The sequence below is a fragment of the Mycobacterium sp. TH-M11 genome, assembly GCF_057473725.1.
In genome coordinates, this window is sequence record NZ_JBYCLD010000200.1 from 1 (window position 1) to 15290 (window position 15290).

12 protein-coding genes and 1 pseudogene are annotated in these 15290 nt (G+C 63.9%); 9 read left to right on the forward strand and 4 right to left on the reverse strand.

The annotated features are described in order from the left end of the window. From AC2VOG_RS08785 to AC2VOG_RS08800, 4 genes are all read right to left on the reverse strand, one after another. Nucleotides 1-130 (reverse strand): SDR family NAD(P)-dependent oxidoreductase (locus AC2VOG_RS08785; RefSeq protein WP_486939536.1); only part of this gene is annotated, 130 nt, incomplete at its 3' end. Nucleotide 131: 1 nt separating this feature from the next. Further along, the gene (locus AC2VOG_RS08790; protein ID WP_486939527.1) at nt 132-1703 is read right to left on the reverse strand and encodes an AMP-binding protein; all 1572 of its coding nucleotides are present in this window, start codon (nt 1701-1703) and stop codon (nt 132-134) included. A gap of 14 nt (nt 1704-1717) precedes the next feature. Continuing rightward, a complete protein-coding gene (locus tag AC2VOG_RS08795) occupies nt 1718-2452 on the reverse strand; it encodes a GntR family transcriptional regulator (RefSeq protein WP_486939528.1) in 735 nt (244 codons plus the stop codon). Next, nucleotides 2445-4046: an SMP-30/gluconolactonase/LRE family protein gene (locus AC2VOG_RS08800; protein ID WP_486939529.1), complete on the reverse strand. Its 1602-nt coding sequence runs from the start codon at nt 4044-4046 to the stop codon at nt 2445-2447. Before AC2VOG_RS08800 ends, AC2VOG_RS08795 begins: the two co-directional genes overlap by 8 nt. 161 nt (nt 4047-4207) lie before the next feature. On the opposite strand from AC2VOG_RS08800, the gene AC2VOG_RS08805 reads away from it, so the two are divergent. From AC2VOG_RS08805 to AC2VOG_RS08845, 9 genes and pseudogenes are all read left to right on the forward strand, one after another. Further along, nucleotides 4208-5056 carry an SDR family NAD(P)-dependent oxidoreductase gene (locus AC2VOG_RS08805; RefSeq protein ID WP_486939530.1) on the forward strand — a complete coding sequence of 283 codons (849 nt, stop codon included), beginning with the start codon at nt 4208-4210 and terminating at the stop codon, nt 5054-5056. After that, nucleotides 5056-6420 carry an aromatic ring-hydroxylating oxygenase subunit alpha gene (locus tag AC2VOG_RS08810; RefSeq protein ID WP_486939531.1) on the forward strand — a complete coding sequence of 455 codons (1365 nt, stop codon included), beginning with the start codon at nt 5056-5058 and terminating at the stop codon, nt 6418-6420. Before AC2VOG_RS08805 ends, AC2VOG_RS08810 begins: the two co-directional genes overlap by 1 nt. Then, a complete protein-coding gene (locus AC2VOG_RS08815; RefSeq protein WP_486939532.1) occupies nt 6417-8294 on the forward strand; it encodes a flavin-containing monooxygenase in 1878 nt (625 codons plus the stop codon). The genes AC2VOG_RS08810 and AC2VOG_RS08815 overlap by 4 nt, the downstream gene beginning before the upstream one ends. Before the next feature lie 20 nt (nt 8295-8314). After that, nucleotides 8315-9241, forward strand: coding sequence for an SDR family NAD(P)-dependent oxidoreductase (locus tag AC2VOG_RS08820; protein ID WP_486939537.1), 927 nt, complete (start codon nt 8315-8317; stop codon nt 9239-9241). A gap of 13 nt (nt 9242-9254) precedes the next feature. Continuing rightward, nucleotides 9255-10409 (forward strand): CaiB/BaiF CoA transferase family protein, encoded by a 1155-nt coding sequence (locus AC2VOG_RS08825; RefSeq protein WP_486939538.1) that lies wholly within the window; start codon nt 9255-9257, stop codon nt 10407-10409. A 43-nt stretch (nt 10410-10452) separates the two neighbouring features. Beyond that, nucleotides 10453-12159 carry a thiamine pyrophosphate-binding protein gene (locus tag AC2VOG_RS08830; RefSeq protein ID WP_486939533.1) on the forward strand — a complete coding sequence of 569 codons (1707 nt, stop codon included), beginning with the start codon at nt 10453-10455 and terminating at the stop codon, nt 12157-12159. A gap of 27 nt (nt 12160-12186) precedes the next feature. Further along, a complete protein-coding gene (locus tag AC2VOG_RS08835) occupies nt 12187-13623 on the forward strand; it encodes an aldehyde dehydrogenase family protein (RefSeq protein WP_486939534.1) in 1437 nt (478 codons plus the stop codon). A gap of 155 nt (nt 13624-13778) precedes the next feature. Beyond that, on the forward strand, nt 13779-14936 hold the full coding sequence (locus AC2VOG_RS08840) for an NDMA-dependent alcohol dehydrogenase (RefSeq protein WP_486939535.1): 1158 nt from the start codon (nt 13779-13781) through the stop codon (nt 14934-14936). A gap of 16 nt (nt 14937-14952) precedes the next feature. Further along, nucleotides 14953-15130 (forward strand): annotated as a pseudogene (locus AC2VOG_RS08845) (CoA transferase); the annotation flags it as partial. Nucleotides 15131-15290: the final 160 nt, after the last annotated feature.

Genomic DNA, 15290 nt, shown 5'->3' on the forward strand with positions numbered 1-15290 from the left:
CCGCTGCCACTTCGGCGAGCCGCTGCTCATTGCGACCGGTGGCCAGTACGGCCATCCCCGCCGCGGCAAGCTTTGCCGCACAGCCGAATCCGATTCCGCCGGTCGCCCCGGTCACTATCGCTACCTGCATGTCATCCGTCCGTCGTTGTCAGGGCCGCCTGGATCTGGTGTTTGAGCACCTTGCCGGCGTCGTTGCGCGGCAGTGCATTCCAGATGACGACCTGTTCGGGTGCTTTGAAGACAGCGACGCCCTGTGCCTGCAGATAGGCGCGCAGGCTGTCGACATCGGGCCGGTGCTGTTCGTTGGGAACGACGACGGCGCAGGCCCGTTCGCCGGTGCGGGCGTCGGGGAGGCCGACGATGGCGATGTCCGCGACACCTGGATGGTTGACCAGAATATCCTCGATCTCTTTCGGCGCGATGTTTTCGCCGTTGCGGATGATGAGGTCTTTGGCCCGGCCGGTCACGACAAGGTAGTCGCCGTCGACCCAGCGGGCCAGATCACCGGTGCGGAAATAGCCTTGCGTGTCGAATGATCCGGCTTCGTCTGCACCGTGCAGATAGCCGACCAGCATCTGCGGGCCGCGGGCATGAATTTCACCGGCGTCGCCGCGCAGGGCGATCTGCGCGAAGCCGGGCCGTCCGTCGGTGTCTGCGGCGTGGTCGGGGTCCTCCGGCGCACCGACCGTGGTCACCGGCACTTCGGTCGACCCGTACACGCGGGTGACGACGGCGCGTTCGAAGTAGTCGGCGGCCTTGCGGATCAACGACGGCGCCACCGATGCACCGCCGCAGACGAATAGCGTCAGCTCCGGCAACCGGGTTCCGGCGCTCTCGGCTGCCGCCAGCAATTGCTCCAGGAACGGCGTCGCCCCGGCGATGTGCGTGCAACCTTCGGCTCGGATGAGCTCGACCGCGGTATCGGCGTCCCAGCGGTCCATCAGAACCGCTGAGGTGCCGAGCAGCAAAGGGCATTCGAACGCGTAGATGGAACCGCCGATGTGGGCGATCGGCGATGGCACCAGGAACCGGTCACCGGGCTGTATGCCCCAGTGGTCACGTAGCTGCATGATCAGCGCGTGCATCGAGTTGTGGCTGTGCAGAACGCCTTTGGGTCGGTCAGTGGTTCCCGAGGTGTAGAGGATCATGCGCACCGCATCGGGATCCAGCGCGGGCAGCTCGCCGGGGTGTGCCTCGGGTAGCGGCGAGCCCTCGCGGACCACGACAACCTCGGGCGGGTCCGCCAACTGAGCCGTCACCCGCGTTAGCATCGCCGCGTAATCGTGGCGACCGAACACCGACGGCACGAAGATCATCCGGGTGTCGGCGTCGTTGAGGATAAATTCCACTTCACGATCCCGCAGTGACGGCAGGATGGGGTTGACCACCATTCCGGCGAGCGTCGCCGCGAGATAGATCACCGCCGCCTCATGCCAATTGGGCAGCATCAACGACACCACGCTGCCGACCGGCATGCGCTCCAGCATCGCCGCGGCCAGTGCCGTCGCCTGCTGGTGCAGCGTCAGGAAGTCGATGCGGTGTTCGCCGTCGACCAGTGCCACGCGCCGCGGTGTCTGGCGCGCGGCGACGGCGAGGGCATCGGCCAACGTGTCACGCACCCACCAGCCGCGCGCATAGGCGTGCGCGGCCCGCTCGTCATCCCAGCGGACCGCGCGTCCACCGATCAGTTTGGTGTTCGACATCGCCGCATGTGAGATTAACCGCGGACTCGTCGCATCGTCATCGAGTGACGGAAACGCGATGCCGGATGCGTGTTGATGGTCAACTGGGCGACTTGGCCGTCCGAAGTCGCATAGGTGCGCCGTACTTCGAGTGCGGGGCTGCCGGCCTCGATGCTGAGTTGCTCGGCCAGCAGCGGCGAAATCAGCACCGCGGCGATCTCCTGACGGACCTCGACGATGCTCACGCCGAAAATGTCCTCGATCAGAGGAAATATCGGACCGCTGTGACGCGGCAGCAGCCTGCCCACCCCGGCGAATGCCCGGTTGATGTAGTACTCGGTTCGGCAGACTGGGAACTCCGCGCCGTCGATGCGGCGAAAGCCGTTGACAGCCAGCCACTCCTCGCTGACCGCCAAGCCTGTCCGGGCGGCCAGTTCATCATCGACTGTCGTCATGCCGGTGGACTCGATCGCGAATTGCGCACCGGTAGCGAAGGCCAACAGGTCGTTGATCGAGACGACATCTTGGACGTAGGCGTCCGAGGACGGCCGCGGCACCACGAGAGTTCCCGACCGCGGCCGCGACGCGACCAGGTTGTCATCCCGCAGTCGGCGCAGTGCTTCTCGGACGGTGTACCGGCTTACCGAAAAGCGTTCGCACAGTTGGTGTTCAGTGGGCAGCTGCGACCCGACCGGGTAGACGCCGTCGACGATCTCCTTGCGCAGCGCCCGGGCGACCTGCAGGTAACGGTGGTCGCCGGCGTCAGCCATCGCGGCCCCGTCGACGAAATGCCAGGACGCTGCCGTCGGCATCGGCGGACAGATACAGCGTGCCGTCTGGCCCGGCGGCAATGCCGGCGAACGGTCCTTGCGGTCCGGAAAACGGTGGCATTCCCTTCAGCGGCTTGGGAACCACCCCCGGTGCGGCGCCGAGCGGCAGCCCAGCGGCGACGGTGTGCCGGGTGCCGTCTTCGTCGACGGCGATCAGTGCTTTGGCGCCCGCGTCGACCACATACAGCCGCCGTCCGTCGACCAGAATGCCTTGCGGACAATCGAATCCGTCTGCCAGGGTTTGGGCACCGGAGTGGGTGAGCCGGACCACCCGGCCGGCGCCGGCCTCCGACACCAGCCAGCCGCCGTCGGGCGCGACGGCGACGCCGATCGGGTCGACCAACCCGGACGCGATCACCTCGACCCGCCCACCCCGGATCGCGACCACCCGTCCGGTCCCGAGCTCGGCGGCCGCTATAGTTCCGTCGGCGGCGATCGCCAGCCCGTAGAGCTGATCGAATCCGTCGGCTATAACCACACTTTCGCCGCGGCACGGCCAGTAGCGCGACACCTGACCGCCGGAGGTGGTGACCACGAATTCACCTGGACCGGACGGGACCAGTCCGCGCAGGAACCCGGGGTAACCCGGACTGAACAGCATTCCCACGGTGTGCAAGGTGTGGTCGGGTCGCATTACGTAGAAGTAGGTGCCGTCGGCGATATAGAGTTGTCCGTCGCTGCCCACAGCCAGATCCAGCGGCCAGTTCAACCCAGCGGCTAGCGTGACTTCGGTTGTTCCGTCGAGGATTTCGACGATCTCGCCGGTGAAGTTGGAGACAAACAATCGGTCACCGACAAACGTGCAATTGTCCAGTCCGGGGCTGAGATTGGCCAGCACCGTCTGCGCGCCGGTCCGTGGATCGATGCGCAACACCTGACCACTGTGTACCTGTGTCGAGACGATCTGGCCGCGCGAGTCGAATTTCACCGAGTCGGGTACGCCCAGCCCGGTGGCGACCGTTTCCGGCGCGCCGCCGTCGAGGCCGATACGCCAAATTTCATTGGCGCCCATCACCGGGAAGTACAGCAATCCGTCCGGCCCGACTTCCATCGCGTTGGGCGACGGCACGTTGTCCAGCAACACCCGCGGCTCCCCGCCGTCCAGGTCGAGTTCGAGAATCCTTCCGCCCTCGCGACATTCGTTGATAAACAGCCTGCCCTGATGCACGGCAATGCCGTTGGCCGAAGGGACATCGGCCCGCAGCACCCGGGTACGGCCATCGGTGCCGCGCACACTGACCCGGCCGTCCATCACCTCGGTGGCAAAGAGATCACCGCGCGGACCGAACGCCACGTCGTCGGGCGCAATGATGTCGCCGCCCCTGGCGCTGACGGTCTCCAGTCGACCGGTGCCGAGGTCGAGTGCGCTGATTTGGCTCCCGGTGACCTGGGCGATGTAGATCCTGCCGTCGGGGCCGGTGCGCAGCCCGTTGGCGCCGAACAGCCTGCTGGGCGCGGTAAGTCGCTCCAGCTGCCATCCTTTGGCGACGGCCGGTGACACTCCGGTGCCGGAGCGGTCTTCCTGCAACAACATCGACGATGACCTCCGGCCGGTGACGTTAGCAACCGAGTGTGGTCCAGACAAGAGTTAGAAGATGTCCGATCAGGGCCACTTGACGCTGAACTGTTCGCAGAGAATCATATTCTCAATTATGCGTATGGTGCTATTTTGTCCGGACAAAGGGTTCTGTATCAGTGGTCGATAACCCGCTCGGTCTGCGGGGTCGCGTGGTCGTGGTGGCCGGCGCGGCCGGTGGCGGCATCGGTACCACCGTCGCCCGCATGGTCGCCGAGGCCGGTGCCACGGTGATCGCGGTCAGCCGGGGCAAGGACAACCTCGACCACCACATCGCCCCGATGATCGACCGGGGGTTGTCTATCGTTCCCCTGGCCGCCGACGTCGCGACCGAGGACGGTGTGGCGGCGACCCTCGAACAGGCCCTCAACGCCGACGGTCAGTTGCACGGATTGGTCAACGTGGCGGGCGGAGCCGGCCCGCAGACCTGGATGCCGTCGACCCGGGTGACGCGCAGTGACTGGCGCGACCTGTTCACCGCGAACCTGGAGACCGCGTTCTTCATGAGCCAGGCAGTGGCCGCGGAGTTGAAGGCGCGTAACCGCCCCGGCTCGATCGTGTCGATCTCGTCGATCAGCGGGATGAACACCGCGCCGTTCCACATCGCCTACGGCACCGCCAAGGCGGCCATCGCGGCAATGACCCGCACCATGGCCGTCGAACTCGCCCTCGACGAGATTCGGGTGAACGCCGTTGCACCCGGGGTCACCGCTACCCCGGCCTCGCTCACCTACGTCGACGACGACGCCGATCGAGATCGCAAGGCGATTGCGATGGGCCGACGCGGCCGGCCAGAAGAAATCGCCGGCGCGATCCTGTTCCTGCTGTCCGACATGTCCAGCTACATCACCGGTCAGACCCTGTTGGTCGATGGCGGTCTAAACCTCAAATGGACCCACCTTGACGCCGACAACACCTCGCTCTTCCTCAAGGACGACTCCTTCCGAGAAGCGATAAGGAGACCGTGATGACCGACACCCAAGTCGAAGCGCCGGAACTACTTTCGGAGCCGGTGACCATAGGCGTCGAGGCGTATTTGTCTCAGGACTATGCTCGCGCCGAACGGGACAAGCTGTGGCGCAAGGTCTGGCAGCAGGTCGGGCGCGTCGAGGATCTGCCGAAGACCGGCAGCTTCCTGACCTATGACATCCTCGACGACTCCGTCGTCGTGGTCCGCACCGGCCCTGACTCGTTGAAGGCGCACCACAACGTCTGCGTACACCGTGGGCGTCGCCTGGTCGACGTGCCGGACGGCGCCAAAAATGCTTGCGGACAAAAGAAATCGTTTGTCTGCGGATTCCATGGCTGGACCTACGGCTTGGACGGCGACTGTACTCACATCCCGGAACGGCAGGACTGGCAGGACTCGCTGACGGCGGAGAACACCCACCTGGCGCCGGTGCGCGTGGACACCTGGGGCGGATGGATCTTCGTCAACCTGGATCCCGACTGTGAGCCGCTACGCGACTATCTCGAACCCGCCGCCACCATGCTCGACCCATTCGGGCTGCAGAACATGCGGGTGAAATGGCGTAAATGGCTCACTTTCCAATGTAATTGGAAGGTCGCGGTCGAGGCGTTCAACGAGACCTACCACGTCGCCACCACGCATCCGCAGTTCAACAAATTCGGCACGTTCCGCGGCTGGGCCAATGCGCAGGGCAAGCACAGCAACATCGGTTACGACGCGCCGAAAGACCTGTCCGAGACCAAGTCCAAGATTCGCCTCGGCACCGGTGACCCCCGCATCTCGACCGCGGAAATGCAGATATACACGCTCGAAGAGACCAACGCGACTACCACCACAACGCTGGTGGAGGCCGCGAAGCGGCTTGCCGACGAACTGCCCGAAGGCACCCCGCCCGACCAGGTGCTCAGTCATTGGCTGGCCGCGGCCCGCAGTGACGATGCCGCCCGCGGCGTGATGTGGCCGACCATCGATCCCGAACACCTGGCAAAGAGCGGCACTGCCTGGCAGATTTTCCCCAATTTTCAGATAGGGCAGGGACTTACGACTGCGCTGTGTTACAGCGCCCGGCCCAACGGCTACGATCCGAACAGCTGCATCTTCGAAGCCTCGTGCTACGAGCTCTACCCTGAAGGGCAAGAGCCGCAAACCGAGTGGGAATACCTCGTGGCCGACGATCCCGGCTGGCGCACGGTCTTCCCGCAGGACTTCTCGAACATGGCTGCCGTACAGCAAGGAATGAAATCGCTTGGCTTCAAAAGAACCAAGCCCAACCCCTATATGGAACGCAGCACCGTCAACCTGCATACGCAATTGTCGAAGTACATGGGGACCGGCGCGCCGCGAGCTGTAGGAGAGCAGTGACGATTTCGGAAGCCGAGGCCGAACAGCACGGAGTTCAAATCACGACGTGCGCCCGCACCGATACGCCGACCGATGTCGACATCCCCGCCCTGCGGAAGAAGTACGCCGCCGAGCGAGCCAAGCGGCTGCGCCCCGAGGGCAGCAAGCAGTACATCGAACTCTCCGACGACTTCGCCGGCTACTACGAGGTCGACCCGTACACGCCGCGCGTGGAGCGGGCACCGCTGGACATCGATACCGACGTTGTGGTGCTCGGTGGCGGTTTCGGCGGACTGCTGTCGGCGGTGAACCTGAAAAAGGCCGGCGTGGAGGATGTTCGCATCATGGAGGTCGGCGGCGATTTCGGCGGTGTCTGGTACTGGAACCGCTATCCGGGAATCCAGTGCGACAACGAGTCGTACTGCTACATCCCGATGCTCGAAGAACTCGATTTCATGCCGAGCAAGAAGTTCGCCGGTGGAGCCGAGATCTGGGAGCATTGCCGCAACATCGGCAAGCGCTTCGATCTATACGACAAGGCGATACTGTCCACCCAGGTGCGAACCCTCAAGTGGGATGAAAAGATTCAGCGCTGGAAGATAGCCACCGACCGCGGCGACGACATACGTGCCCGCTTCGTGGTGATGGCATCGGGCCCGTTTCATCGACCGAAGCTTCCCGGTGTCCCGGGAATACAGGATTTCACCGGACATGCGTTCCATTCGTCGCGGTGGGACTACGCCTACACCGGCGGGGATGTCAGCGGCGGCATGGACAAGCTCGCCGACAAGAAGGTCGCGATTATCGGAACCGGTGCCACGGCAATTCAAGTCACGCCATACCTGGCCAAGGACGCACAGCATCTCTACGTGTTCCAGCGCACCCCGTCGTCGGTCGACGCGCGGCACAACGCGCCCACCGATCCAGGATGGGTCAGGACCCTCAAGCCGGGCTGGCAGCGGGAGCGGCAGCGCAACTTCCACCAATGGACATTCGAGGGCATGGCACTGGGACAGCCGGACCTGGTCTGCGACTTCTGGACCGAGTTGGGTCGCAACACCGCCGCCCGCGTGCTCGAGCTGGACGATCCCGCCGCGCTGACGCCCGAGCAGTTCATGGCCATCCGTGAGGAGGAGGACTACAAGATCATGGAGCGGCTGCGGAACCGCATCGCCGACATCGTCGACGACAAGGAGACCGCTGAGGCGCTCAAACCGTACTACCGCTTCCTGTGCAAGCGACCGCTGTCCAACGACGAGTACCTTCCGGCCTTCAACCGGCCCAACGTCACGCTGGTGGACGTATCGGAGGGTAAAGGCGTGGAGCGCATCACCTCGACCGGGGTAGTGGCCAACGGTCAGGAGTACGAGGTCGATTGCATCATCTACGCGAGCGGCTTCGAGATCACGACCGAGCTCAGCCGCCGCTACTCGATCGACGCCATCGAGGGACGTGACGGGCGGTCGCTGTACGAGCACTGGGCCCACGGTTACCGCACGTTGCACGGCTTGACCACGTGCGGTTTCCCGAACCAGTTCTTCACCGGGTTCACCCAGGTCGGCATCTCCGCCAACATCGCTGCCAACTACGAGTTGCAGGGCGAGCACATCGCCTATGTCATCGCCGAGACTCTGAAACGGGGTGCCACCACGGTGGAACCCAGCGAAGAAGCGCAGAAGCAGTGGTGCGCAACGATACGAGAAACCGCAGTCGACAATTCGGCCTTCGACGCCCAGTGCACGCCCGGCTATTACAACAACGAAGGCGGTGGCGGCGGCGAGGGAATCCGGTCGCACCTAGGTGAACCTTATGGTCCAGGTTTCTACGCCTTCGAAGAATTGTTGCGGGTGTGGCGCGACAAGGGCGATCTGGAAGGCCTGGTGGTCGGCACTTGAACGAAAACCTGGCCCGGCATATGCGGTTCGACGACCGCGTAGCCGTAGTGACTGGAGCCGGCCGCGGTTTGGGTCGCGCCTACGCTGAGTTGCTCGCCGCCCGCGGGGCGAAGGTGGTCGTCAACGATGTCGGCGGAGCCCTCGACGGCAGCGGGACAGACGCGGCACCCGCCGAGCTAGTGGTCCGCGAAATCACCGCTGCCGGAGGCGAGGCGGTCGCATGTCGTCATTCGGTTGCGACCCGTGAAGGTGGGGAGGCGATCATCGCGACCGCCCTCGAGTCTTACGCGAAAATCGACATCCTGATTCACAACGCGGGCAACGTCCGTCGCGGCTCGCTGAAGGAGATGAGTTACGAAGACTTCGACGCTGTGCTCGACGTGCATCTGCGCGGCGCATTCAACGTCGTTCGGCCGGCGTTTCCGCTCATGTGTGACGCGGGCTACGGCCGCATAGTGCTGACGTCATCGATCGGCGGTCTGTACGGCAACCACAACGTGGCCAATTACGCGGCCGCCAAGGCCGGCGTGATCGGGTTGTCGAATGTCGCTGCCCTCGAGGGGGCCGCCGACGGTGTGCGCTGCAACGTGATCGTCCCAGCCGCGGTGACGCGTATGGCGGAAGGAATCGACACCTCTTCCTATCCATCGATGGGCGTGGATCTCGTTGCGCCCGTAGTGGGTTGGCTGGCACATGAATCCTGCTCGGTGACCGGTGAGTCGTTTATCGCCCTCGCGGGTAGAGTCGCTCGGGCTGTGATCGCAGAGAGCCAGGGAGTGTGCCGAACTTCGTGGACGGTCGAGGACATCGGTAACCATCTCGATGCCATCAGAAGCATGGATGCGCCGGTCGTCTTTCCGGTGGTCCCCGATGGGCACAACGAGCACATCCGGTACAGCTTCGACATGGCTCACGCCGCGAACGAGCGAGGGGCTCTTCGTGGCTAGCCGAACAGGCCCGATGGCCGGTGTGCGGGTAATCGATCTCACTGCGATGGTGATGGGACCGTATTGCACGCAAATCATGGCCGACATGGGTGCCGATGTCATCAAAGTCGAACCGCCCCAAGGAGATAACACCCGTTACATCTCGGTCGGTCCAGTGCCGGGCATGAGCGGTGTCTTCGTCAATGTGAACCGCGGTAAGCGCAGCGTCGTCCTGGACCTGCAGACCGACGCGGGGACACATGCGTTGAGGGCTTTGATCGAGTCCGCTGATGTCTTCATCCACTCGATGCGCGCCAAGGCAATTGCCAAACTCGGTTTTGGCTACAGCGACGTTGCGGCGATCAACCCTGCAGTGGTCTACACCAACTGCTACGGGTACGGCCGGCGCGGGCCGGATCACGACCGCCCCGCCTACGACGACACTATTCAAGCCGAATGCGGTCTGCCGTCGGTGCAGGAGCAGCTAACCGGTCAGGCCGATTACGTCGGAACCATCATGGCGGACAAGGTCGCGGGGCTGACAGCGCTCTACGCAACGATGATGGCGTTGTTCCATCGCGAGCGTACGGGTTACGGGCAAGAAGTCGAGGTCGCCATGTTCGAGACGATGGCCTCGTTCGTTCTGGTCGAACACGCTAACGGCGCGCTGTTCAGTCCGCCCCTGGGACCGGCGATCTATCCGCGAACTGTGGCGCCCAACCGCCGGCCGTACCGCACCAGCGACGGCTACATCGCGGCGCTGATCTACAACGACAAGCACTGGAACGCTTTCACGAAGGCCGTGCAACCGCCGTGGGCCGATGAGCGATTTTTCACATTGGAGCAGCGCGCCCGGGAAATCGACACGGTCTATGGCTTGCTTGCCGAGACGATGAAGGAGCGGTCGACTGCCGAGTGGCTGACGCTGCTGCGCGAACTCGAAATACCGGCCGCGCCGTTGAATACACCCGGCTCGCTGTTCGACGACCCCCACCTGAATGCCGTCGGGTTGTTCGAGACGGTGGAGACACCACATGGACCGGTGCGCTTCCCCGGGGTGCCGACGTGGTTCTCGCGAACACCGGGGCGCGTCGCTGGTCCGGCGCCGGAGCTCGGTGCCGATACCGCCGCAGTCCTCAGCGAGCTCGGCCTGGCTCTCGACATGAATCCGACGTCCGGTTCGGGATAGCAAGTACCCAACGAAAATGGTTGCGAGAGAAGGAGTTTGCCGCGTGGGTGTCCCTGTCTACAAACGTATCCTGGACCTCTTTGAGGTCGAGGGGGTGAACACGCTGTTCGGAATCCCGGACCCGAACTTCGTGCACATGTTCGCCGAGGCCGACGCGCGCGGCTGGTCAGTCGTCGCACCGCACCACGAACTGAGCGCAGGATTCATGGCCGAGGCAGTGTCCCGGATGACGGGCAAGCCGGGCCTGTGCATCGGTACCCTCGGCCCCGGCATGGCCAACATCGCCGGAGCGATACAGTGCGCCCTCGTAGAGAACTCGCCGGTGATCTTTCTCGGCGGCCAGCGCGCCCGCGTCACCGAGCGCCGGGTGCGACGCGGACGTATCCAATTCGTCCGCCAGGAACCGCTTTTCGCGGCTTCGGTCAAATACAGCGCATCCATCGAGTACGCCGACCAAACAGACGAGATCATCCACGAGGCGATCCGGCGGGCCATGTCTGGCACGCCCGGTCCGGCCTACATCGAGTACCCGTCGCACGTCATCCTCTCCGAGCTCGACGTAGCGGATCCCTTGCCGCCCCATCGGTACCGGCTGGTGAACCAGACCGCGGGTGAGCGCGAGGTGTCCGAAGCGGCCGAGCTGATCCGTGCGGCAGAGAGCCCAATCCTGTTGGTGGGGCATGCGGTTCACACTTCGCGCACAGGTGCGGCGGTCAAACAGCTGGCCGACCTCATGCAGTGCCCGGTCATCCAAACCTCCGGCGGCACGTCTTTCATCGACGGTCTCGAGGATCGCACCTTCGCCTACGGATTCTCCCCGGCGGCCGTGGAGGCAGTGGCGAAGTCGGACCTGTGCGTTGCCCTCGGCACGGAACTCGGCGAGCCGAGCCACTACGGCAAGACCCGGCACTGGGCCGAAAACGATGCCAAGCGCAAATGGGTTCTGGTCGAACAGGATCCGGTGGCCATCGGCGTCAACCGCCCCATCGACGTGCCGCTGGTCGGTGATCTACGCGGGGTGGTACCTCAGCTCGTGGCAGCGCTGCGTGACAATCCGAGAAAGGCATCGGACGACCTCGACCGCTGGATCTCCGACGACGCTGCGGAGTTGGCGCAACTCGCCGAGAACGCGCCGACGGGCCGGACACCGGTACATCCCGCGCGGTTCGTCGTCGAGGCCACCAAGGCATTCCCGAAGGACGGCATCATGGTCCGCGACGGTGGTGCGACCGTCATTTTCCAGTGGACGTACTCGCAGGCCAAGCCCCATGACGTGATCTGGAATCAGAACTTCGGGCATCTTGGTACCGGCCTCCCGTACGCGGTCGGAGCATCAGTCGCCGACGGCGCCAAGCGGCCGGTGATGCTATTGACCAGCGACTCGGCGTTTCTCTTCCATGTCGCGGAACTGGAAACCGCTGCGCGCTTGTCACTTCCGCTGGTATGCGTAGTGGGTGTCGACCACCAATGGGGCCTGGAGGTGGGCGTCTACAAGCGCACCTTCCCCCAGCCGTCGTCGCAACCCGGCGTGCATTGGAGCAAGGACGTCCGCCTCGACAAGGTCGCCGAAGGCTTCGGCTGCCACGGTGAGTACGTCGAGAAGGAGGACGAGATCGGTCCGGCAATCCGGCGGGCCTACGCGAGCGGCAAGACCGCCGTCGTCCACGTGTGCATCGACCCGAAAGCCAACTCCGAGGAGATGCCCAAATACAAAGAATTCCGCACCTGGTACGCCGAAGGCACTCAGTAAGGACACCTGGTCAGTAAGGATGATCTGATGCGCGACTATCTGAAGTTTTATATCGACGGGCAGTGGGTCGACCCGGTACGCACGAACCCCTTTGACGTGGAAAACCCGGCGACTGAACAGGTTTCCGGGAAAATCTCGCTCGGATCGGCGGCCGATGTGGACGTGGCGGTCGATGCTGCCCGACGCGCTTTCCACGACTGGTCACAGAGCACGCGCGAACAGCGGCTGGATCTGCTGCAGGCCATCCTCGCCGAATACCAGAAGCGTTCCGACGATCTGGCCGAGGCGGTCACCGAGGAAATCGGCGCTCCGGCTTCGCTGGCTGCCGGGCCGCAGGTGTACCTCGGGATCGCACACCTGGACACGGCCATCGAGGTGCTGAAGAATTTCCCGTTCGAAGAACACAAAGGGGAAAGCCTGATCGTCAAGGAGCCCATTGGTGTGTGCGGGTTGATCACCCCCTGGAACTGGCCGATCAATCAGGTCGCGGTCAAGGTCTACCCGGCGCTGGCGACCGGCTGCACCGTCATCCTGAAACCCTCTGAGGTGGCTCCGTATTCGCCCTACATCTTTGCTGAGATCCTGGATGCCGCTGGTGTGCCGGCTGGGGTGTTCAACTTGGTCAACGGCGACGGCGCGGGTGTCGGCGTGGCCTTGGCGAGCCATCCCGACGTCGACATGGTGTCCTTCACCGGTTCCACCCGGGCCGGCGTCGAGGTGGCCAAGCTTGCCGCCCCGACGGTGAAGCGGGTGACCCAAGAACTCGGCGGGAAGAGCCCCAACATCGTCCTTGACGACAGCGGCTTCGCCGAGTCCGTCAGCGCCGGCGTGGCCAACATGATGCCGAACTCCGGGCAGAGCTGTAACGCGCCGACTCGCATGCTGGTCCCGAAGTCCCGTATGGCCGAAGCGATCTCGATAGCGCGAGGAGCGGCCGAGCAGGTCACTGTCGGCCACCCTGACGCAGGGACGACCATTGGGCCGGTCGCCTCCAAGGCGCAGTACGACAAGGTTCAGCGGCTGCTGCAGAAGGGTGTCGACGAGGGAGCGACCGTAGTTGTGGGTGGCCCCGGCCGGCCGGCCGGTCTGGACCGCGGTTACTACGTCAAACCAACCGTCTTTGCTGATGTCACCAACGACATGACGATTGCACGCGAAGAGATATTCGGGCCGGTGCTGTGCATTCTCGGCTACGACGACATCGACGATGCCGTTTCCATCGCCAACGACACCGAGTACGGACTCGCCGGATTTGTGTCCGGAGCCGACCTCGACATGGCGCGTGCGATTGCCCGTCGGATCCGGGCAGGATGGGTGACGATCAATCACGCATTCGACTTGAATGCGCCATTCGGCGGCTATAAGCGCAGCGGCAATGGTCGAGAATGGAGTGAGTTCGGGTTTCATGAGTATCTGGAAGTCAAGAGCATCTTGGGTTATGCGCCGGAGGCGACGACGCACTAGTTTGCGTGGTTCGCAACGATTGAGAACGCTTTGATGGCAACGCTTTTGGCTCAGCTGATGAGTACGAGCAACATCAACAGCAGGCCGGGCAGGTATTGCTGCTGCGCGATTGGCCGGCACTCCACGCAACCGGGAGTGCCACACGGGAGGTTGTCATGAAATGTCGTGCCGCAGTGATTCGCGGGGTCGGCGAGGATTGGGAGATCCGCGAGATCGTCCTTGATCCCCCGCGCACCGGCGAGGTCTTGGTGCGGATGGCCGTTGCCGGAATCTGCCACTCCGATGACCATCTGTACACCGGTGACGTAGTGCCGACCCCCGAGGTGCTGGCCGCTAGCGGGCAGCAGGCACCGGATTGGTTTCCGCTCCTCGGTGGTCACGAGGGCGCCGGAGTCGTCGCAGAAGTCGGGCCGGGGGTGACAGCTGTGCAACCGGGCGACCACGTGGCGCTGTCGTTCATCCCGGCGTGCGGCCACTGCCGGTTCTGCGTCAACGGCCAAAGCTACATTTGTGACATCGGCGCGAGTCTCTTCGTCCGAGAGATGCCGACCGACGGCACATGCCGACGGCATCTCGGCGACGAAAACCTCTTGGCCTATGGGCAACTCGGCACTTTCGCCGAATACGCGGTGCTGTCGGAGAAGTCCGTCATCAAGATCGACGAAGCGATTCCGTTCCATGCGGCGTCGTTGGTGTCTTGCGGGGTCAGTACCGGTTGGGGCTCGGCGACGGTGTCGGCAGAGACCGAGCCGGGCGACACCGTGGTCGTCGTCGGTGCCGGTGGCGTCGGGATGAATGCCGTGCAAGGAGCTCGTGCCGTCGGCGCCAGATATGTCGTCGCGGTCGACCCGGTCGAATCCAAGCGGGATTCGGCTAAATTCTTCGGTGCCACACATAGCGCCGCGTCAGCGACCGAAGCGTTGCCTCTGGTCGCAGACATCACGGCCGGCCTCATGGCCGACCGGGTCATCCTCAGTCCCGGCGTTGTGCACGTGGACTTGATTCCACTGGCGATGGCGTTGCTTCGCAAGGGGGGCGTGTGCGTGCTCACCGGGATAACGCCTTTCACCGAGCCGCCAGTTCCGATGGTCTTGCAGGAAATGACACTTTCGGCGAAGCAGCTCAGGGGAGCGCTTTATGGCGGGATGAATCCGCGCACGAGCGTACCGATGTTGCTGTCGCTATATCAGGCTGGCGCCTTGAAACTCGACGAATTGGTCACCCGGCACTACCGGCTCGACCAGATCAACGAGGCGTTTGTAGATCTGCGTGAAGGGCGCAACATCCGAGGAGTCATCGACTTCGGCGGCTAGCACCTAATCATGCGCCACAGGTCTGCACGGTCCACCGAGCGCTTATCCACACACCCGACGCGACGACGGCCAGGAAGTTCACGAAGTAGAAGTCGCCTCAGTGGAAACCATGGCATCGTACTCGTTGGTCGGGCATGCCAACGGTGCCATGTTCGACCCCGGCGCTGGGGCCCGCGATCTACCCGCGGACAGTGGACGACGAGCATTGGCTGACGGACTCGGCGTCACTCGCGGTTGAACGGCCAGTTGCTGGCGCAGCCGCTCGCCGGGCACTACTGGCAGATGCGGGCGAGAAAAAGAATTGCGGCTGTTACTCCCGTCGTCACAACTCTGGCTGTCGCCCTGTCCAACCTG

Coding starts and splice junctions, on each gene's coding strand:
- AC2VOG_RS08790 (WP_486939527.1), bottom strand. CDS start 1,703: ATGTCGAACACCAAACTGATCGGTGGACGCGCGGTCCGCTGGGATGAC.
- AC2VOG_RS08795 (WP_486939528.1), bottom strand. CDS start 2,452: ATGGCTGACGCCGGCGACCACCGTTACCTGCAGGTCGCCCGGGCGCTG.
- AC2VOG_RS08800 (WP_486939529.1), bottom strand. CDS start 4,046: ATGTTGTTGCAGGAAGACCGCTCCGGCACCGGAGTGTCACCGGCCGTC.
- AC2VOG_RS08810 (WP_486939531.1), top strand. CDS start 5,056: ATGACCGACACCCAAGTCGAAGCGCCGGAACTACTTTCGGAGCCGGTG.
- AC2VOG_RS08820 (WP_486939537.1), top strand. CDS start 8,315: ATGCGGTTCGACGACCGCGTAGCCGTAGTGACTGGAGCCGGCCGCGGT.
- AC2VOG_RS08825 (WP_486939538.1), top strand. CDS start 9,255: ATGGCCGGTGTGCGGGTAATCGATCTCACTGCGATGGTGATGGGACCG.
- AC2VOG_RS08835 (WP_486939534.1), top strand. CDS start 12,187: ATGCGCGACTATCTGAAGTTTTATATCGACGGGCAGTGGGTCGACCCG.
- AC2VOG_RS08840 (WP_486939535.1), top strand. CDS start 13,779: ATGAAATGTCGTGCCGCAGTGATTCGCGGGGTCGGCGAGGATTGGGAG.